Origin of the sequence: Claveliimonas sp. (genome assembly GCF_037273965.1) — a bacterium.
Lineage (GTDB): Bacteria > Bacillota > Clostridia > Lachnospirales > Lachnospiraceae > Claveliimonas > Claveliimonas bilis.
In genome coordinates this window covers 1-17,344 of record NZ_JAYAZJ010000038.1, presented here as the reverse complement: position 1 = coordinate 17,344, position 17,344 = coordinate 1, and the positions used below count along the sequence as shown (strand labels likewise).

The 17,344-nt window shown below is 44.7% G+C and carries 23 protein-coding genes; all 23 read left to right on the top strand.

Translation table 11 applies throughout. The annotated features are described in order from the left end of the window. Positions 1–3 precede the first annotated feature (3 nt). The 23 genes from hisG to WJ238_RS01865 all read left to right on the top strand — a co-directional run bounded on the left by hisG (position 4) and on the right by WJ238_RS01865 (position 17,161). Positions 4–639, top strand: coding sequence for an ATP phosphoribosyltransferase (gene hisG / locus WJ238_RS01975; RefSeq protein ID WP_230106085.1), 636 nt, complete (start codon positions 4–6; stop codon positions 637–639). Positions 640–655: 16 nt separating this feature from the next. Continuing rightward, entirely contained in the window at positions 656–1,957 is a 1,302-nt protein-coding gene (gene hisD, locus WJ238_RS01970) for a histidinol dehydrogenase (protein WP_337605991.1), read from the top strand. A 2-nt stretch (positions 1,958–1,959) separates the two neighbouring features. Next, entirely contained in the window at positions 1,960–2,550 is a 591-nt protein-coding gene (hisB, locus tag WJ238_RS01965) for an imidazoleglycerol-phosphate dehydratase HisB (protein ID WP_337605990.1), read from the top strand. Positions 2,551–2,569: 19 nt separating this feature from the next. Then, a complete protein-coding gene (gene hisIE, locus WJ238_RS01960; protein WP_337605989.1) occupies positions 2,570–3,853 on the top strand; it encodes a bifunctional phosphoribosyl-AMP cyclohydrolase/phosphoribosyl-ATP diphosphatase HisIE in 1,284 nt (427 codons plus the stop codon). A 137-nt stretch (positions 3,854–3,990) separates the two neighbouring features. After that, positions 3,991–4,311, top strand: coding sequence for a hypothetical protein (locus tag WJ238_RS01955; RefSeq protein WP_316264635.1), 321 nt, complete (start codon positions 3,991–3,993; stop codon positions 4,309–4,311). A gap of 125 nt (positions 4,312–4,436) precedes the next feature. After that, positions 4,437–4,694 carry a putative signal transducing protein gene (locus tag WJ238_RS01950; RefSeq protein ID WP_337605988.1) on the top strand — a complete coding sequence of 86 codons (258 nt, stop codon included), beginning with the start codon at positions 4,437–4,439 and terminating at the stop codon, positions 4,692–4,694. 223 nt (positions 4,695–4,917) lie between these two features. Further along, entirely contained in the window at positions 4,918–6,783 is a 1,866-nt protein-coding gene (locus WJ238_RS01945) for a TIGR03960 family B12-binding radical SAM protein (protein WP_337605987.1), read from the top strand. Beyond that, the gene (locus WJ238_RS01940; protein ID WP_316264624.1) at positions 6,767–7,483 is read left to right on the top strand and encodes a TIGR03936 family radical SAM-associated protein; all 717 of its coding nucleotides are present in this window, start codon (positions 6,767–6,769) and stop codon (positions 7,481–7,483) included. The genes WJ238_RS01945 and WJ238_RS01940 overlap by 17 nt, the downstream gene beginning before the upstream one ends. Before the next feature lie 55 nt (positions 7,484–7,538). After that, on the top strand, positions 7,539–8,018 hold the full coding sequence (gene ybaK, locus WJ238_RS01935; protein WP_230106103.1) for a Cys-tRNA(Pro) deacylase: 480 nt from the start codon (positions 7,539–7,541) through the stop codon (positions 8,016–8,018). 25 nt (positions 8,019–8,043) lie between these two features. Further along, entirely contained in the window at positions 8,044–8,715 is a 672-nt protein-coding gene (locus WJ238_RS01930; RefSeq protein WP_337605986.1) for an HAD family hydrolase, read from the top strand. Positions 8,716–8,718: 3 nt separating this feature from the next. After that, entirely contained in the window at positions 8,719–10,053 is a 1,335-nt protein-coding gene (locus tag WJ238_RS01925) for an aspartate kinase (protein ID WP_337605985.1), read from the top strand. 28 nt (positions 10,054–10,081) lie between these two features. Continuing rightward, positions 10,082–10,507 carry a CBS domain-containing protein gene (locus WJ238_RS01920; RefSeq protein WP_230106106.1) on the top strand — a complete coding sequence of 142 codons (426 nt, stop codon included), beginning with the start codon at positions 10,082–10,084 and terminating at the stop codon, positions 10,505–10,507. Beyond that, the gene (locus WJ238_RS01915) at positions 10,504–11,292 is read left to right on the top strand and encodes an amidohydrolase family protein (RefSeq protein WP_316268934.1); all 789 of its coding nucleotides are present in this window, start codon (positions 10,504–10,506) and stop codon (positions 11,290–11,292) included. Before WJ238_RS01920 ends, WJ238_RS01915 begins: the two co-directional genes overlap by 4 nt. A 60-nt stretch (positions 11,293–11,352) precedes the next feature. Continuing rightward, the gene (gene asnA, locus WJ238_RS01910; protein WP_230106108.1) at positions 11,353–12,363 is read left to right on the top strand and encodes an aspartate--ammonia ligase; all 1,011 of its coding nucleotides are present in this window, start codon (positions 11,353–11,355) and stop codon (positions 12,361–12,363) included. 151 nt (positions 12,364–12,514) lie between these two features. Next, the gene (rplU, locus tag WJ238_RS01905) at positions 12,515–12,823 is read left to right on the top strand and encodes a 50S ribosomal protein L21 (RefSeq protein ID WP_230106109.1); all 309 of its coding nucleotides are present in this window, start codon (positions 12,515–12,517) and stop codon (positions 12,821–12,823) included. 18 nt (positions 12,824–12,841) lie between these two features. Continuing rightward, positions 12,842–13,174, top strand: coding sequence for a ribosomal-processing cysteine protease Prp (locus tag WJ238_RS01900; protein WP_230106110.1), 333 nt, complete (start codon positions 12,842–12,844; stop codon positions 13,172–13,174). 5 nt (positions 13,175–13,179) lie between these two features. Beyond that, the gene (gene rpmA / locus WJ238_RS01895; protein WP_033125260.1) at positions 13,180–13,464 is read left to right on the top strand and encodes a 50S ribosomal protein L27; all 285 of its coding nucleotides are present in this window, start codon (positions 13,180–13,182) and stop codon (positions 13,462–13,464) included. A 110-nt stretch (positions 13,465–13,574) separates the two neighbouring features. After that, positions 13,575–14,858, top strand: a complete 1,284-nt coding sequence (gene obgE / locus WJ238_RS01890; protein WP_230106111.1) for a GTPase ObgE — start codon at positions 13,575–13,577, stop codon at positions 14,856–14,858. Positions 14,859–14,870: 12 nt separating this feature from the next. Next, complete coding sequence (gene yhbY / locus WJ238_RS01885) at positions 14,871–15,161, top strand: ribosome assembly RNA-binding protein YhbY (protein WP_230106112.1); 291 nt, start codon at positions 14,871–14,873, stop codon at positions 15,159–15,161. Between the two features lie 32 nt (positions 15,162–15,193). Next, entirely contained in the window at positions 15,194–15,802 is a 609-nt protein-coding gene (gene nadD, locus WJ238_RS01880) for a nicotinate-nucleotide adenylyltransferase (RefSeq protein WP_316270411.1), read from the top strand. 20 nt (positions 15,803–15,822) lie between these two features. After that, the gene (gene yqeK / locus WJ238_RS01875; protein WP_230106114.1) at positions 15,823–16,410 is read left to right on the top strand and encodes a bis(5'-nucleosyl)-tetraphosphatase (symmetrical) YqeK; all 588 of its coding nucleotides are present in this window, start codon (positions 15,823–15,825) and stop codon (positions 16,408–16,410) included. Between the two features lie 3 nt (positions 16,411–16,413). Next, a complete protein-coding gene (gene rsfS / locus WJ238_RS01870; RefSeq protein ID WP_230106115.1) occupies positions 16,414–16,770 on the top strand; it encodes a ribosome silencing factor in 357 nt (118 codons plus the stop codon). Positions 16,771–16,963: 193 nt separating this feature from the next. After that, a complete protein-coding gene (locus tag WJ238_RS01865) occupies positions 16,964–17,161 on the top strand; it encodes a hypothetical protein (RefSeq protein ID WP_230106116.1) in 198 nt (65 codons plus the stop codon). Positions 17,162–17,344 lie beyond the last annotated feature (183 nt).

Here is a 17,344-nt window from a genome sequence, read left to right as displayed (position 1 = left end):
ATCATGAGATACTTGACATTTGCTCTCGGAAAGGGGCGTCTTGCAAAACAGACGCTGGAAATATTCGAAAAAATCGGTGTCACCTGCGAGGAAATGAAAAACAAAGATTCCAGGAAACTGATTTTTGTCAACGAGGATTTGAAACTCCGGTTTTTCCTTTCAAAGGGTCCGGATGTGCCTACTTATGTGGAATACGGCGCGGCTGATATTGGAATCGTAGGGAAGGATACGATTCTGGAGGAAGGGCGGAAGGTTCATGAAGTACTGGATCTGGGATACGGCACCTGCAGGATGTGTGTGTGCGGGCCCAAAAGCGCCGCTCCCCTTCTTTTGCATCATGAACGGATCCGGGTCGCTACCAAATATCCCAATATTGCGAAGGATTACTTTTATAATACCAAGCACCAGACTGTGGAGATCATTAAGCTGAACGGCTCTATTGAGCTGGCGCCTATTGTAGGTCTTGCAGAGGTTATTGTAGATATTGTGGAAACAGGATCCACTCTGAGGGAAAACGGACTTACTGTTCTGGAGGAAGTATGTCCGCTCTCGGCGCGGATGATCGTAAATCCTGTCAGTATGAGAATGGAAAGTGACCGGATCAAGGATCTGATATCCAGACTGCGTACGGTAATATAGAAAGGGATGAAGAAAGATGAGAATACAGAAGCTGGACAGCCGTTCCAAGAAAAATCTGCTGGAGGATCTTTTAAAACGAAGCCCCAATCAGTACGGACAATATGAAGAAGGGGTTGCAAAGATCCTAAGCCGTATAAAAGAAGAGGGGGACAATGCCCTGTTTGCCTATACAGAGGAGTTTGACCATGCTAAGATAGATAAGAACAATATCAGGGTCACAGAAGAAGAAATCCGGGAGGCTTATGAACAAATAGACAGCGGCCTTGTGGACATTATCCGGGAGGCCATGGAAAATATCCGGGTCTATCATGAGAAACAGAAACAGTACAGCTGGTTTGACAGCAAAAGCGACGGAACCATTCTGGGACAAAAAGTTACGCCGCTTCAGAGAGTCGGCGTCTATGTGCCGGGCGGGAAAGCCGCTTATCCTTCCTCTGTGCTTATGAATGTGATTCCGGCGAAAGTGGCAGGAGTGGATGAGATTGTCATGACTACTCCCCCGGGGAAAGACGGAAAAGTAACGCCTACCACTTTGGTTGCAGCACATGAAGCAGGAGTGGATGTGATCTATAAAGCAGGCGGAGCACAGGCAATCGGAGCTTTGGCATACGGAACGGAAAGTATTAAAAGAGTAGATAAGATCGTAGGACCGGGAAACATCTATGTGGCATTGGCTAAGAAAGCAGTTTACGGTCATGTCAGCATTGATGCTGTGGCAGGACCAAGTGAAATCCTGGTTATTGCCGATGAGACAGCAAATCCGCGGTATGTAGCGGCAGATCTTCTGTCCCAGGCAGAGCATGATGAGCTGGCGTCCGCCATACTGGTAACTACCAGTGAAACGCTGGCAGAAAAGGTATCAGAAGAAGTGGACCGCTTTCTTGAAACACTTTCAAGAAGCGAGATCATCCGGAAATCCCTGGACAACTATGGGTATATCCTTGTGGCGGAAACTATGGAGGATGCCATAGATATCGCAAACGAAATTGCGTCCGAGCATCTGGAGATTCAGACAAAGGATCCCTACAATGTAATGACGAAAATACGCAATGCAGGAGCTATTTTCATAGGAGAATATGCAAGTGAACCTTTGGGAGATTATTTTGCAGGGCCGAACCATGTACTTCCTACCAACGGTACCGCCCGCTTTTTCTCTCCATTGTCTGTAGATGACTTTATTAAAAAGTCCAGTATTATCGGATATTCCAGGGAAGCGCTGGAAAAGATCCACACAAAAATTGAGGCATTTGCCGAGGCGGAGCACCTTACTGCACACGCAAATTCCATCAAGGTCCGCTTTGAAGAGCAGGAGGGGTAAATATGGAGAGGACAGCGTCAGTAAAACGAACTACAAAAGAAACAGATATTGAGATCATCTTGAATCTGGACGGCACCGGAAAAACAGATATTCAGACCGGTATCGGATTTTTCGACCACATGCTGGATGGATTTGCGCGTCACGGGCTTTTTGATCTTACTGTGCGTGCAAAAGGAGATCTTGAGGTGGACTGCCATCATACGGTGGAGGATACAGGGATTGTCCTTGGGACTGCCATCATTCAGGCACTTGGCGATAAGGCAGGTATTTGCCGTTATGGGAATTTTATGCTGCCTATGGATGAAACACTGATCCTCTGCGCAGTGGATCTGTCGGGACGTCCTTATCTGAATTTTGACGCGTCATTTACGCCGGGAAGGATCGGGGATCTTGATACGGAAATGATCCGTGAATTTTTCTATGCCGTCTCTTACAGTGCAAAGATGAACCTGCACTTAAAGATGCTGGACGGCGGCAACAATCATCATATTGCTGAAGCGCTGTTTAAAGGTTTCGGAAGAGCGCTTTTGCAGGCGGTTAGAAAAGAAGAGCGCATTGAAGGCGCCTGGACAACGAAAGGAACCCTTGCATAACGAAGGAGGGATAAGATAAATGAGTTATAAAAGAGTCATACCATGTATTTTTATAGATTCCGGGAAGGCAGTAAAATGGTTCGACGACCGCACGGTTTTAAGTGAGGACGTCCTCTCACTTGCCCGGTATTACAGCGAACACGGAGCAGATGAGCTGCTTGTATTTGATCTGTCTGAATCAGATGAAGAGCACGACGAGGCCATTGACCTGATGAAAAAAATCAACCGCATCATCCGTATTCCCATGGTGGCGGGCGGAAATATCAAACGGCAGGAGGATGTAAAGAAAATCCTCTACGCCGGAGCAAAAAGAGCCATGCTGAATTTTTCCAAATCTGACAATCAGAAGCTGATTGAAGATGTGGCAAAGCGGTTCGGCAAAGAAAAGCTTGCAGTCTCTCTGAATGATTTCGATGCGCTGTTTAAACACCAGCACATTATCAATGAGTATGCCAGCGAGATTATCTTCATGCATCGTCTGGATCTGGATTCTGTTGTTAATGTTACGGACATTCCCTGCGTAGTGGTGACGGATACCATGGAGGAACCTGAACTTTTCAAAATATTGAAATGTTCCGGCGTACGGGGATTGTCAGGGAAGTATGTCAGTCAGACAGATATGGATTTTGCAGAATTTAAAAATCGATGTGAGCAGGAAGATATCCAGATGACTACCTTTGAGAGTATTATGGATTTCTCAGAATTTAAAACAGATGAGAAAGGTTTGATTCCGGTCATTGTGCAGCATTATAAGACTCAGGAAGTGCTGATGATGGCCTATATGAATGAGGAATCCTTTGATCAGACTATCAAGACAGGGCGAATGACTTATTTTAGCAGAAGCAGGCAATGTCTGTGGGTGAAAGGAGAGACAAGCGGGCATTTCCAGTACGTCCGTTCGCTTACGATTGACTGTGACAAAGATACATTGCTTGCCAAAGTGGATCAGGTAGGGGCAGCCTGCCATACCGGTAATCCTACTTGCTTCTTTCAACCGCTTGTCGGTTCAGATTATGATGAAACGAATCCTCTTCAGGTATTTGAAAGTGTATATCAGACCATTGTGGACCGACGGGAACATCCGAAGGAAGGATCTTACACCAATTATCTGTTTGAAAAGGGAATTGACAAGATCCTTAAAAAAGTGGGAGAAGAAGCAACTGAGATCATTATTGCCGCCAAGAACCCAAATCCGGAAGAGATCAAATATGAAATGGCCGATTTTCTCTATCATGCTATGGTGCTGATGGTGGAAAGAGGTATTAGCTGGGAAGATATTGTAAGGGAATTAGCGGATCGGTAATTCTTTTATAAGGGGACAGGAGATGAAGATTATCCTGTCTCCTTATTGCTTGTTCGGATGATTCTAAACATGCCTCTGCCCGCATAAATATGAACAAAAGAGGAACGGAACCAAATAGGGAAACGGAGGCAGACAGATTGGAAAGAGGAGAGAGCGCAAGGCGGAGAAAAGAGCTTCTTGACAGGACCAGGAGTCTTTATGGAGACAGAGAAGTACCTGCCATTCATCCCAGATACCGGGCTGCATATCATAAAATATATGAGGAGGACGGGGCAGAAAACACAGAAACATTCGGCGTCAGGACTGTTCTTTGCATTTTACTTTTTATGGCATTTGTTTTGATGGACAATCAAGATATCGATATTGCACAGGTCAGTACAGATCAGATCGTTTCGGCGGTGGAGGAAGAGACACAGGTGCAGGATGTGTGGATGGATCTGGCGGAAAGTGTCAGATAATTCTTGTGTTTTTCTTTGTTTTTTGATACATTGAGAGTATAATAAATATATTATTTTGTTTTTCTTTCTTTATGGATCGTATATACTCTTATAAAGAGAGAGAATGGGACAAAGGAGGAGGTCGTATGAAATATGACACTTGCCTGATCAAGACAGATTCTCTGGATCAGATTCTGCAGTTGAAATACCAGCTGGATGAGCAGGGGATTCCTTATCGGGAAAAAATAAGATCGGGAAGCAGTTTAAGAGATTTTGGCGCTCTTCTGTTTATAACCGGACAGGGCAGTTATGGAACAAACGGAGAGCGGCAAACTACTTATGAATTGTTTGTTTCCAAGGAAGATTATGAACGGGCGCAGCAGTTAATCCGTTCCTGTTCATAAAAGAAAGACAGGAATGATAATTTGGGACGTCTGTATTGCTCTACTTGTTTTGGCAGTAGGGTATACAGGCGTCCCTTTTTACTGTTCTAACCCCGGAAGTTTATGGATTCAAACGTTAACTGTTATCTATAAAATGTTGATATTATTTCCATAATACGTTACACTACTAATTGTTTACAAGGTATAAAAGACCTTTAGAAAAACAAAAAAAACAGGAGTATATATGAGAAAATTAGCATTAGATGATGAAATATTATTGAAAATCGAGAAGCCGGCCCGTTACATTGGCGGTGAGGTTAATTCTGTGATGAAGGATAAAGATAAAGTGGAAGTCCGCTTTGCCATGTGCTTCCCCGACGTTTACGAAATTGGAATGTCTCACCTGGGCATCCAGATTCTTTATGATATGTTTAATCGGATGGAAGATGTGTGGTGTGAACGGGTATATTCCCCCTGGGTGGACTTAGATGGGATCATGCGCCGGGAGGACATTCCTCTTTTTGCGCTGGAATCCCAGGATCCTATCCGGGATTTTGATTTCCTGGGCATTACGATCCAGTACGAAATGTGTTACACAAACATTCTTCAGGTACTGGATCTTAGTCATATTCCGCTGCGTTCTTTGGAACGGACAGAGGAGGACCCAATTGTCATAGGAGGAGGCCCCTGTGCCTACAATCCGGAGCCTCTTGCGCCATTCTTCGACCTTTTCTATATCGGTGAGGGCGAGACGGTATACCGGCAGCTTCTGGATCTTTATAAAGAGAATAAGAAAAGAGGCGGAAGCCGCATGGATTTTCTTGAGATGGCGGCAAGTGTAGAGGGGATTTATGTGCCTGCTTTCTATACCGTTTCCTATCATGAGGACGGAACTCTTGCTTCCTTTACTCCTGACCGTTCCTGTGCACCGGTAACCATAAAGAAACAGGTTGTGATGGATATGGAGGAAACAACATATCCGGAAGCTCCGGTAGTTCCTTTTATCAAAGTGACCCAGGATCGGGTTGTGCTGGAGATCCAGAGGGGCTGTATCCGGGGGTGCCGTTTCTGTCAGGCCGGAATGCTTTACCGTCCTACCCGGGAGAGAAACGTAGAAGATTTAAAAGAATATGCATGGAAAATGCTGAAAAATACGGGACATGAGGAGATTTCATTAAGTTCGTTAAGTTCCAGCGATTACAGCCAATTAAAAGAAATTGTTACTTTTCTGATTGAAGAATTTAAGGATGCGGGAATCAATATTTCTCTTCCATCGCTTAGAATAGACGCGTTCTCTTTGGATGTAATGAGCAAAGTACAGGATATTCGTAAAAGCAGTCTTACCTTCGCACCGGAGGCAGGCTCTCAGCGTATGCGCAATGTCATTAACAAAGGGCTGACAGAGGAAGATATTCTGGAAGGAGCAGGAGCGGCATTTGAAGGAGGATGGAATAAAGTAAAGCTTTACTTTATGCTGGGGCTTCCAACCGAAACACAGGAAGATATGGAAGCTATTGCTGTTCTTGCAGACAAGGTGGCAAGGCGTTACTATGAGATTCCCAAGGAACAAAGAAATGGAAAATGTCAGATTACGGCCAGTTCTTCTTTCTTCATTCCCAAACCTTTTACTCCGTTTCAGTGGGCTAAGATGTATAAGAATGAAGAATATATTGCCAGGGCGGCAATTGTAAAACATGCGTTCCAGAATCAGCTGAACCGTAAAAGTCTGAAATACAATTGGCACGATGCGGAAGTGACTGTTCTGGAAGGCGTTCTTGCCAGAGGAGACAGAAGGGTTGCGGATGTCATTATGACTGCCTATCAGATGGGGTGCATTTACGATGCCTGGACAGAACATTTTGATTATGAAAAATGGCTGAAAGCTTTTGAGGACAACGGGCTGGATATTGCTTTTTATAATGAGAGGGAACGCTCCCTGGACGAGCTTTTCCCCTGGGATTTTATTGATATCGGCGTGACAAAAGAGTTTTTAAAACGAGAGTGGGAACATGCTATGAAAGGAGAAGTCACTCCAAACTGCCGCCAGCAATGTTCCGGATGCGGTGTGGCAAAATGGAAAGGAGGTGTCTGTGTTGAAGGTAAGAATTAAATTCCGTAAATACGGCATTATGCGTTTTATCGGACATCTGGATGTAATGCGTTTTTTTCAGAAAGCGATGAGAAGGGCACAAATTCCCATTGCTTTTACAGGCGGATACAGTCCCCATATGATCATGTCTTTTGCACAGCCGTTGGGGATTGGGCTTACCAGCGACGCAGAATACATGGATATTGAGCTGGCAGGAGAGATTTCTTCTTCAGAGGCATTACAGGCGTTAAATCAGGTAATGGCAGAAGGAATTGAAGTTTTAAGCTTTCGTCAGATCGCGGAGGATAAGAAAAGCAGCGGCATGACCATTGTTGCGGCGGCAGATTATCTTGTGACGGTCAAAGAAAGCGACAGTAAAGGACAAGGATTCCCGGATTTCTGGAAAAATGAGCTGAAAACTTTCCTTGACAGTCCGGAAATTCTGATCATGAAGAAAACAAAGCGCAGTGAGAAAGAGACAGATATCCGGCCTTTGATCTATCAGATGGAGCTCAGAGAGCAGGGCATGTACCTGAAACTGGCTGCCGGAAGTGAAGCAAATCTGAAGCCGGATCTTGTCATGGATGCTTTCTATGAAAAGAGCGGGCATGACAAGAAAGAAAAGCTCCATTTTCACAGACTGGAATTGTATGCAAAGAATCCGGGCAGTCAGGAAAGCCGTTTCTGTACGCTGGAATCTCTTGGGACAGACATTGTATAAGCTGATACTTGCGCAAAGCACGGAATTAGTGGTATGATAGGAAACTGGAGGAGTTATGGGTAAAAAAGAGTTAAAGACAAATGCGATGCGCATTCTTGACAGGGAAAAAGTCTCTTATACATATCAGACTTATGAATGCAGCGAATTTACAGACGGAATCCATGTGGCTGACCAGCTGGGGCTTCCCCATGAACAGGTGTTTAAAACACTGGTTACGATTGGAAAGACAGGTGGTCATTATGTTTTTGTCATTCCAATTGCCAGAGAAATTGATCTGAAAAAAGCAGCCCGCGCGGTACATGAAAAGTCTCTGGAAATGCTTCCTTTAAAAGAGCTTACCAAAGTAACTGGTTATGTGCGGGGAGGATGTACCTCAATAGGTATGAAGAAACCGTTTCCAACTGTCATACAAAGGGAGGCACAGGAAATGGAATGGATCTATATCAGCGGCGGTAAGCTGGGAATGCAGCTTCGGCTTTCTCCGCTGGATCTGAAAAAAGTAACTTCGGCTGAATTTGCCGATGTTACAGTTTAAAAACCAAGGACAGCGGAGATAAAAAATGGAAAGTGTCAAGATCACAAATAGAGGAGAAGATATTGTATCTGTTCTGAAAAGGACAGATACCATAATTTTTGATATCGGAAATGTACTTCTTGCCTATGACTGGAGGAGCTATCTTCAGGAATTTGATTTCTCGCCGGAGGTCTTTCGGATCATTGCAGAGGCAGTGTTCCTGAATGAAGATTGGGAAAGGGGCGATCAGGGCGGGATTACTTCCCGGCAGTGGGAAGAGCTTTTTCTGGAAAATGCTCCGGGATATGAGAAGGAAATCCGGCAGGTTTTTGACGGACTTTCCCATATGATCCGTCCTCTTCCCTATACAACGGAACTGACGGAAGGATTGAAAAGGCAGGGATACCGGCTTTTCTATCTTTCCAATTATTCAGAACACCTCTATTATGCTACGAAACATCTGATGGGCTTTCTGGATATTTTTGACGGAGGGATTTTTTCTTACAAGGCGGGATGTATTAAACCGGACAGACATATATACAGGCTCCTGTTGGAGACATATTCTATTTCTCCGTACAACGCTCTTTTCCTGGATGACCGCGAGGAAAATGTGAAGGCGGCGTTGGATATAGGGCTGAATGGGGCGGTGTTTACTTCGGAAACCCCATATCATATACTGGAATATCTGAGAAGCAAGGACAAGACAAAGGAGACTTAACTGATGAAGAAAGTTGTAAAATTTGGCGGCAGCTCTCTGGCAAGTGCCGAACAGTTTAAAAAAGTAGGATATATCATCCGGCAGGATGATACAAGGCGATATGTTGTCCCCTCGGCGCCGGGGAAACGTTTTGCAGGAGACACCAAGGTGACAGATATGCTGTACAGCTGTTATCTTCTGGCACTTCGGGAGGAAGAAGAACAGGAAGAGGAATTTGAGGCTTTGCTGCAGGCCATCAAGGAGAGGTATGATGAGATTATCAGCGGTCTGGGACTTCACCTGGATCTGGAACCGGAATTTCGTGTGATCCGTGAAAACTTCAGCCGGAAGATCGGACGTGATTATGCCGCATCGCGTGGAGAGTATTTAAATGGTCTTGTGATGGCAGAATATCTGGGATATGAATTTATTGATGCGGCAGAAGTGATTTTCTTTAAGGAATCCGGCAATTTTGACGCAAGAAAGACAAACCGTGTTCTTTCAGAGAGGCTATCTTCCGGTGAAGGAGCAGTTATTCCGGGATTTTACGGAGCCCTTCCCAACGGAAAGATCAAAACCTTCTCCAGAGGCGGATCCGATGTGACAGGATCTATTGTAGCAAAAGCGGTACATGCGGATCTTTATGAAAACTGGACAGATGTTTCCGGATTTCTTGTGGCGGATCCGGGTATTGTTAAAAACCCTAAAGCCATTGATGTGATTACCTACCGTGAGCTTCGCGAGCTTTCCTACATGGGAGCTACTGTGCTCCACGAGGACGCTATTTTTCCGGTACGCGGCGAAGGAATCCCTATTAATATCAGGAATACCAATGCCCCGGAAGATAAGGGGACTCTGATCGTGGAGGCAACCTGCCGTACTCCGCGCTTTACTATCACTGGCATTGCCGGAAAAAGAGATTTTGCTTCCATCACAATAGAAAAAGCCATGATGAACGGGCAGGTGGGATTCTGCCACAAAGTGCTCGGCGTCTTTGCAGAGAATGATATTTCCATTGAACATATGCCTTCAGGGATTGATACCCTGACAGTTTTCGTACACCAGGATGAGTTTGAGGAAAAAGAACAGAAAGTCATTGCCGGCATTCACAGGGCAGTGGAACCGGATCTGGTAGAACTGGAATCAGATCTTGCTTTGATCGCTGTTGTGGGAAGAGGCATGAAAGCAACAAGAGGAACCTCGGGGCGCATCTTTTCTGCCCTGGCCCATGCCAATGTCAATGTCAAAATGATCGATCAGGGGTCCAGTGAGCTTAATATTATAATCGGAGTCCGCAATCATGATTTTGATGCAGCAATACGGGCTATTTATGATATTTTCGTTACCACTCAGATTTAAGCGTTAAAGGAGTAGAAACAGAGAAGAAATGAAAAACATATTATTTTTTCTGAAGCCGAAAGCAGAGATTGCTTACATATATGATTATCATACGATGCGGCAGGCGCTGGAAATCATGGAACATCACAAATATTCCTGTGTGCCTATTTTGAACCGTTATGGCAAATATGTAGGATCCATTACAGAAGGAGACCTTTTGTGGGATATTAAGAAAAGAGGGCTTTCCAGTATTCGTGATGCGGAAAATATAAGCATTATGAAAGTGGCGCGCCGCTTTGACTATCAAAGTGTCAGCGCCGAGTCAAGAATGGAAGATATGATAGGCAGGGCTATGGAGCAGAATTTTGTCCCTGTAGTAGATGATCAGGAAAACTTTATCGGAATTATTACAAGAAGAGATATCATCAGCTACTGTTACAGCCAGATGATGATGCAGGGAGGCGATTTGTTGTGATTGATTTTCATACACATATTTTCCCTGAAAAAATTGCAGAGAAAACACTGAAATTCCTGGCATCAAGATGTCATATTGATCCTTACACGGACGGAACCGCCCCGGGACTTTCAGCTTCAACAAAAGAGGCAGGACTGGAAATGTCTGTCATTCTTCCGGTAGTAACAAAACCGTCACAATTTCAGTCTATTAATCGGTTTGCCATGCAGTTTCAGGAAGGATCCCTTTTATCTTTTGGAGGAATCCATCCTGATAATGAGGATTACAAAGAGAAGCTGAAAGAATTGAAACATATGGGGTTTAAGGGCATCAAACTTCATCCCGACTACCAGGAGACTTTTATTGACGATATACGCTATAAGCGGATCATCAGCTATGCTTCAGAGCTGGATTTGATCGTCAGTGTGCATGCAGGATTTGATCCGGGATATCCGGACTGCATCCACTGTCCTCCCCAAAAAGCGCTTGATGTTATTCGGGATGTACAGCCCCAAAAGCTGGTGCTTGCGCATATGGGCGGCTTTATGATGTGGGATGAGGTGGAAGCGTATCTTACAGGAGAAAATATATGGATGGATACGGCGGCTGTCTTTGGACACATACCGGAAGAGCAGTTTGTACGTATCGTGCGTGCCCACGGTGCAGACAGGATTCTTTTTGCAACAGATTCCCCATGGGGAGGACAGAAAGAATTTGCAGAATATTTCAGGAATCTTCCGCTGTCTGATGAGGAAAAGGAAGCGATTGCCAGAGGAAATGCAAGAAAGCTTCTTGGAATGTCCTGATTTTTCCATTGCACTGCTTCCGGAAACAGATGAAAATTACAAAAAAAGGAGAGAATACATATGAGCAGTCTGATCAAACCAGAGGGATATTCTTCCCCGCTTACTATAAGAGAGACAGAGGTTGCCATCAAAGAAGTGAAAGACCATTTTGAACGTTCTCTTGCCAAGTCTTTGCATTTGACGAGAGTATCCGCCCCTCTGTTTGTTAAACCGGCCACCGGACTTAATGATAATCTTAACGGGGTGGAACGGCCGGTTGCATTCGGTATCAAAGAACAGGATGATGATGTGGCAGAGATCGTACATTCCCTTGCAAAGTGGAAAAGATACGCTCTGAAGCGCTACGGATTCCATTCCGGAGAAGGGCTTTATACAGATATGAATGCCATCCGCCGGGATGAGGATACAGACAACATTCATTCTATTTATGTGGATCAGTGGGACTGGGAGAAGGTTATTTCCAAAGAGGAAAGAAACATGGAGACACTTCAGTATACTGTCCGTAAAGTATATGAGGCATTGAAGGATACAGAGGCCTATATGTCAAGAAGATATAACTATATCGAGCCTCTTCTTCCGGATGAGATCTTCTTTATCACCTCACAGGAGCTGGAAGATATGTATCCGGACCTTACACCAAAGGAGAGAGAAAAGGCAATTGCCAGAGCAAAAAAAGCAGTATTTATCGCCCAGATCGGAAAAACGCTTGCTTCAGGCGAGAAGCATGACGGACGGGCGCCGGACTATGATGATTGGGAACTGAACGGAGATATCATTGTCTATTATCCGGTACTTGACATTGCCCTGGAGCTTTCTTCCATGGGGATCCGTGTAGATGAGGAAGCGCTCAAAAGTCAGCTTAAGGCAGCCGGATGTGAAGACCGCGCAAATCTTGCCTTCCAGAAAGCTCTGCTTGCAGGGGAGCTTCCCTATACGATAGGAGGCGGAATCGGTCAGTCCCGTATCTGTATGTACTGCCTTAGAAAAGCACATATCGGAGAGGTACAGTCCTCCATCTGGCCGGATGAGATGGTGGCAGATGCAGAGGCGCATCAGATACCGCTTTTGTAATAATTCGGGTAATTATTTGTACAAAAACTCTTGATTTTATAAATGCTTTATGCTACACTTTAATAGTATGCCGCACAGCGGGGTTTTAAAGTGCTGTCCAGATACGGATATGCCACCGAAGCTGGCGAGTAATGATAATAGGAGGTGCCATATGTACGCGATTATAGCAACAGGTGGTAAACAGTACAAAGTAGCCGAAGGCGATATCATTAAAGTAGAAAAACTTGGTGTGGAAGCTGGAGAGACTTATACATTTGACCAGGTGCTTGCAGTAAGCGATAACGAACTGAAGATCGGAAATCCTACTGTAGCAGGTGCAACTGTTGAGGCGTCCGTAGTAGAAAACGGAAAAGCTAAAAAAGTTATTGTTTACAAGTATAAGAGAAAAACCGGTTATCACAAGAAAAACGGTCACAGACAGCAGTACACAGCAGTTAAGATTGAAAAGATCAATGCTTAATCTTCCTGGAGGAATTTTATGATCCAGGTGACGATTTATCGTAATGAAAAAGAAGAGTGTTCGGGTTTCCTGGCAAGAGGGCATGCGGGCTTCAGCGAAGAAGGACAGGATATTGTCTGTGCAGCGGCTTCCGTTCTGATGATCAATACCGTCAATGCGATTGAAGCATTTGCCAGTGATAAAACCTCCCTCGTATCTGATGATATGGAGGGACTGATCGACTACCGGCTTAACGGCAGACCTTCCAGGGAAGCGTCACTGCTTTTAAAAGCCATGATTCTTGGTCTTACAGACATGGCAGACGATGAAAACTATTCAGAATATATTCAGGTAAGATTTGAGGAGGTGTAAAGACCATGATGAAATTAAACCTTCAGTTTTTCGCTCATAAAAAAGGGGTAGGTTCTACAAAGAACGGACGTGACTCCGAGTCTAAGAGATTAGGTGCTAAAAGAGCTGACGGACAGTTTGTAAAAGCTGGAAACATCCTTTACAGACAGCGCGGTACAAAGATCCATCCGGGTGTCAATGTAGGACGCGGTGGAGATGACACACTGTTCGCTTTAGTAGATGGTGTTGTCAGATTTGAAAGAAAAGGAAGAGATAAGAAACAGGTTTCTATCTATCCGGTAGCACAGTAATCATCGATGGTATGACCCTGCCGTTTTGAATGCGGCAGGGCCTTTTTGTAATATTGGTAATGCAGGGAACAAGGTTCCTTTTCATTTATTCTAATTTGAGGAGACAAAACATGTTTGCAGACAGAGCAAAAATATTCATCCGCTCCGGCAAAGGAGGAGATGGACACGTCAGTTTCCGCCGTGAACTGTATGTTCCCAACGGAGGACCGGACGGCGGTGACGGCGGACGTGGCGGGGATGTGATCTTTGAGGTAGATGAAGGGCTTAATACCCTTCAGGATTACCGCCATAGAAAAAAATTTGCAGCAAAGGATGGCGAACCGGGAGGGAAAAGGAAGTGTCACGGCGCTGATGCCGATGATATTGTGTTAAGAGTGCCGGAGGGAACTGTTATAAAAGAGGCTGAATCCGGTAAGGTCATCGCCGATATGTCCGGTGAGAACCGCCGTCAGATCATTTTGAAAGGCGGAAAAGGCGGACTTGGCAACCAGCATTTTGCGACAGCTACGATGCAGATTCCCAAATACGCACAGCCCGGACAGCCTGCACAGGAACTTTGGGTCAATCTGGAACTTAAGGTGATTGCAGATGTAGGACTGGTAGGATTTCCGAACGTGGGAAAATCCACCTTCCTTTCCAGGGTGACAAATGCGCGCCCCAAGATTGCCAACTATCATTTTACAACCTTAAATCCCAATCTTGGTGTGGTAGATATCCCGGGTGCAAAAGGATTTGTGATCGCAGATATACCGGGGCTTATTGAAGGCGCTTCCGAGGGTGTCGGCCTGGGCCATGAGTTCTTGCGTCACATTGAGAGAACAAAACTGATCATCCATGTGGTAGATGCAGCCGGAACGGAAGGCCGCGATCCTGTGGAAGATATTTATAAGATCAACGCCGAGCTTGCGGCTTATAATCCGGAGATTGCGGCAAGACCGCAGATCATTGCCGCCAACAAGATTGACGCTGTCTACAGTGAAGGAGAAGACCCTGTAGAGAGACTGAAAAAAGAATTTGAGCCAAAAGGCATGAAAGTTTTTCCGATTTCCGGCGTGACCGGCGAGGGAATTAAGGAACTCTTATATGAAGTTTCTGCACTTTTGGATCAAATGGACGACCAGCCTGTGATCTTCCAGCAGGAATACTTTCCGGAAGAGGAGCTCATTCATGCAGATCTTCCCTACACAGTTGTCAAAGAGGATGACATGTATGTGGTGGAAGGTCCTAAGATTGAAAAAATGCTGGGATATACAAATCTGGATTCCGAAAAAGGATTTCAGTTTTTCCAGAAATTCCTGAAAGATACAGGAATTTTGGATGAGCTGGAAGCTGCCGGAATACAGGAAGGAGATACAGTAAAGATGTATGGCCTTCAGTTTGATTATTATAAATAGAAGGAGACTGTTATGACGACAAAGCAAAGAGCCTATCTGAAAAGTCTTGCCATGACAATGGATCCGATTTTTCAGATTGGGAAAAACAGTATGACTCCGGAGCTTACAAAGGCCGTTTCCGAAGCGCTTGAAGCCCGGGAGCTCATTAAGATAAGTGTTCTTCAAAACTGTGCGGATGATCCAAAAGAACTTGCCGCAGTGCTGGCTGAGCGGACCCGCTCCCAGGTGGTACAGGTCATCGGAAAGAAGATCGTCCTTTATAAAGAAGGAAAAGACGAAAAGAAAAAGATTGAGTTGCCATAATTATTTTATGTAACTCATCGTAAAGGAGACCTATGAAAATCGGAATTATGGGCGGAACTTTTGATCCCATTCACAATGGACATCTGATGCTGGGAGACTATGCCTGCAGGGAATATTTCCTGGATGAAGTCTGGTTCATGCCAAATGGAAATCCGCCTCACAAAGACAATGCTTCTATTGAGCTTTCAGCCGAAGAGAGGGCCAGGATGGTATCTCTGGCAATCAGGGAATATCCAAGTTTCCGTCTGGAGGATTATGAGATAAAGAGAAGCGGTGTCAGCTGTTCCTATGAAACGATGGAACATCTGACGAAACTTTATCCAAAAGACAGTTTTTATTTTATCATCGGCGCGGATTCTCTCTTTGCCATTGAAACGTGGAGGTCGCCGGAGCGTCTTTTCGCAACCTGTACGATTCTGGCAGCCTTTCGAGGGGACAAGAACAGCCGGGCTATCATGAACGGGAAGATCAGAAGGCTTAGACGGAAATATGACGCAGATATCCGGCTTTTGGATACACCTGTCATGGATGTTTCTTCTCATGAACTCCGCAGATGGATACGTGAGGGAAAGGATGTGAGTGCACTTCTCCCTAAGACGGTAGAAGCATATATAGATGAACATCAGTTATACAGACAGTGACGATAAAGAAGGTGAAACTAATGAATGAAACGATCACCAAAATGCAGAAGAGGCTGAAAAAGCATCTTGATCGTGAGAGATATGAGCACACTCTCGGCGTTATGTATACAGCGGGAGCTCTTGCAATGCGTTATGAGTGTGACCTGGAGCAGGCACTGACAGCCGGACTGCTTCACGACTGTGCCAAATGTATACCGGGAGAAAAGAAGATCCGGATGTGCGACAAATATCATCTCCACGTGTCGGAGGTAGAGCTTGCGAATCCTTCTTTGCTGCATGCAAGGCTGGGCGCTTTTCTTGCAGCGAAAAGATATCATGTGGATGATAAAACGGTGATCAATGCAATTGCATGTCATACGACAGGGCGGCCGGAAATGACTTTGCTTGACAAGATCATCTATATTGCGGACTATATCGAGCCTGGGCGTCAGGAACTTCCAAACATGGCTGTTGTCCGTCGTCTGGCATTTGAAGATATTGATGAATGCCTTTATCGTATCTTGAAGGATTCCCTTGTTTATCTCAATTCAAGAGGAATCCCCATTGATCCTATGACAGAAAAGACTTATTTATATTATAAAAAATATCTGGGAAAGGAGGAGGCGTAGTATATGACCGAAAGTTCAAAGAAAATGGCCCTTGCTGCATACCGTGCACTGGACGAAAAAAAGGGAAGTGAGATCCGTGTCATTGATATTTCCAATGTTTCCGTCATTGCCGATTATTTCGTGATCGCAACCGGAAACAGTTCCAGCCAGGTAAACGCTTTGGTGGACAGTGTGGAAGAGAAGATGCACAAAGCTGGATTTTCCTTAAGACAGAAAGAAGGACGGGCAGGCGGAAGCTGGGTTCTTCTGGATTATAATGATATTATCGTTCATATTTTTGATAAGGAGAACCGTTCTTTCTATAACCTGGAACACGTGTGGAGCGACGGCCAGGCAGTAGATCCGGAGACGTTAGCATAACTATAAAAGAGCAGGAATATCTGTTTTATGATACAGATGTTTCTGCTCTTTGTTCTGATCGGCACTTCTTTAAATATAGTGCAGTAACTAATCGCCATTGTACTTTTTTGGGTTCATCCTCCAAAATATATTTAAAAGCAAAGAAACAGAAAATCCTTTTTACACAAATATAATGCGAGGAGGTAATTATATAGTGAAACGCTCGTTTATGGCAACTTTCCTGATACTTTTGATTGCTGTCAGTATGGTGGCCTGTGGTCGGGCGAACGATAATATTGGCAATGATAATGGAAACGCATCTACAGCATCACAGAAACAGACAGAATATCTAGAAGCGATTCCAGAGGAGTATTTTGAAAATGCAGAACAACAGGGCCAGGTCTTCAGGTGACTTATCAAAGTCAGGATTATACCGGGAACGATACTGCTATCACAAAACCTGCTTTTGTCTATTTGCCCTATGGATACGATGAGAATGACACGGATACCCGGTACGATATTCTTTATCGGTTTATCACTGGTCAATTGAAAAATTAGTTGCAACATAGGTCGTTGCAGTTAGAATTATAAGGCA

What these genes read in the sequence shown, in the direction of transcription:
- yhbY (WP_230106112.1), top strand. Translation starts at nt 14,871, where the DNA reads ATGACGACAAAGCAAAGAGCCTATCTGAAAAGTCTTGCCATGACAATG.
- hisG (WP_230106085.1), top strand. Translation starts at nt 4, where the DNA reads ATGAGATACTTGACATTTGCTCTCGGAAAGGGGCGTCTTGCAAAACAG.
- asnA (WP_230106108.1), top strand. Translation starts at nt 11,353, where the DNA reads ATGAGCAGTCTGATCAAACCAGAGGGATATTCTTCCCCGCTTACTATA.
- hisIE (WP_337605989.1), top strand. Translation starts at nt 2,570, where the DNA reads ATGAGTTATAAAAGAGTCATACCATGTATTTTTATAGATTCCGGGAAG.
- WJ238_RS01920 (WP_230106106.1), top strand. Translation starts at nt 10,082, where the DNA reads ATGAAAAACATATTATTTTTTCTGAAGCCGAAAGCAGAGATTGCTTAC.
- yqeK (WP_230106114.1), top strand. Translation starts at nt 15,823, where the DNA reads ATGAATGAAACGATCACCAAAATGCAGAAGAGGCTGAAAAAGCATCTT.
- WJ238_RS01900 (WP_230106110.1), top strand. Translation starts at nt 12,842, where the DNA reads ATGATCCAGGTGACGATTTATCGTAATGAAAAAGAAGAGTGTTCGGGT.
- hisB (WP_337605990.1), top strand. Translation starts at nt 1,960, where the DNA reads ATGGAGAGGACAGCGTCAGTAAAACGAACTACAAAAGAAACAGATATT.
- rpmA (WP_033125260.1), top strand. Translation starts at nt 13,180, where the DNA reads ATGATGAAATTAAACCTTCAGTTTTTCGCTCATAAAAAAGGGGTAGGT.
- rplU (WP_230106109.1), top strand. Translation starts at nt 12,515, where the DNA reads ATGTACGCGATTATAGCAACAGGTGGTAAACAGTACAAAGTAGCCGAA.
- rsfS (WP_230106115.1), top strand. Translation starts at nt 16,414, where the DNA reads ATGACCGAAAGTTCAAAGAAAATGGCCCTTGCTGCATACCGTGCACTG.
- ybaK (WP_230106103.1), top strand. Translation starts at nt 7,539, where the DNA reads ATGGGTAAAAAAGAGTTAAAGACAAATGCGATGCGCATTCTTGACAGG.
- WJ238_RS01945 (WP_337605987.1), top strand. Translation starts at nt 4,918, where the DNA reads ATGAGAAAATTAGCATTAGATGATGAAATATTATTGAAAATCGAGAAG.
- WJ238_RS01950 (WP_337605988.1), top strand. Translation starts at nt 4,437, where the DNA reads ATGAAATATGACACTTGCCTGATCAAGACAGATTCTCTGGATCAGATT.
- WJ238_RS01930 (WP_337605986.1), top strand. Translation starts at nt 8,044, where the DNA reads ATGGAAAGTGTCAAGATCACAAATAGAGGAGAAGATATTGTATCTGTT.
- obgE (WP_230106111.1), top strand. Translation starts at nt 13,575, where the DNA reads ATGTTTGCAGACAGAGCAAAAATATTCATCCGCTCCGGCAAAGGAGGA.
- hisD (WP_337605991.1), top strand. Translation starts at nt 656, where the DNA reads ATGAGAATACAGAAGCTGGACAGCCGTTCCAAGAAAAATCTGCTGGAG.
- WJ238_RS01925 (WP_337605985.1), top strand. Translation starts at nt 8,719, where the DNA reads ATGAAGAAAGTTGTAAAATTTGGCGGCAGCTCTCTGGCAAGTGCCGAA.
- nadD (WP_316270411.1), top strand. Translation starts at nt 15,194, where the DNA reads ATGAAAATCGGAATTATGGGCGGAACTTTTGATCCCATTCACAATGGA.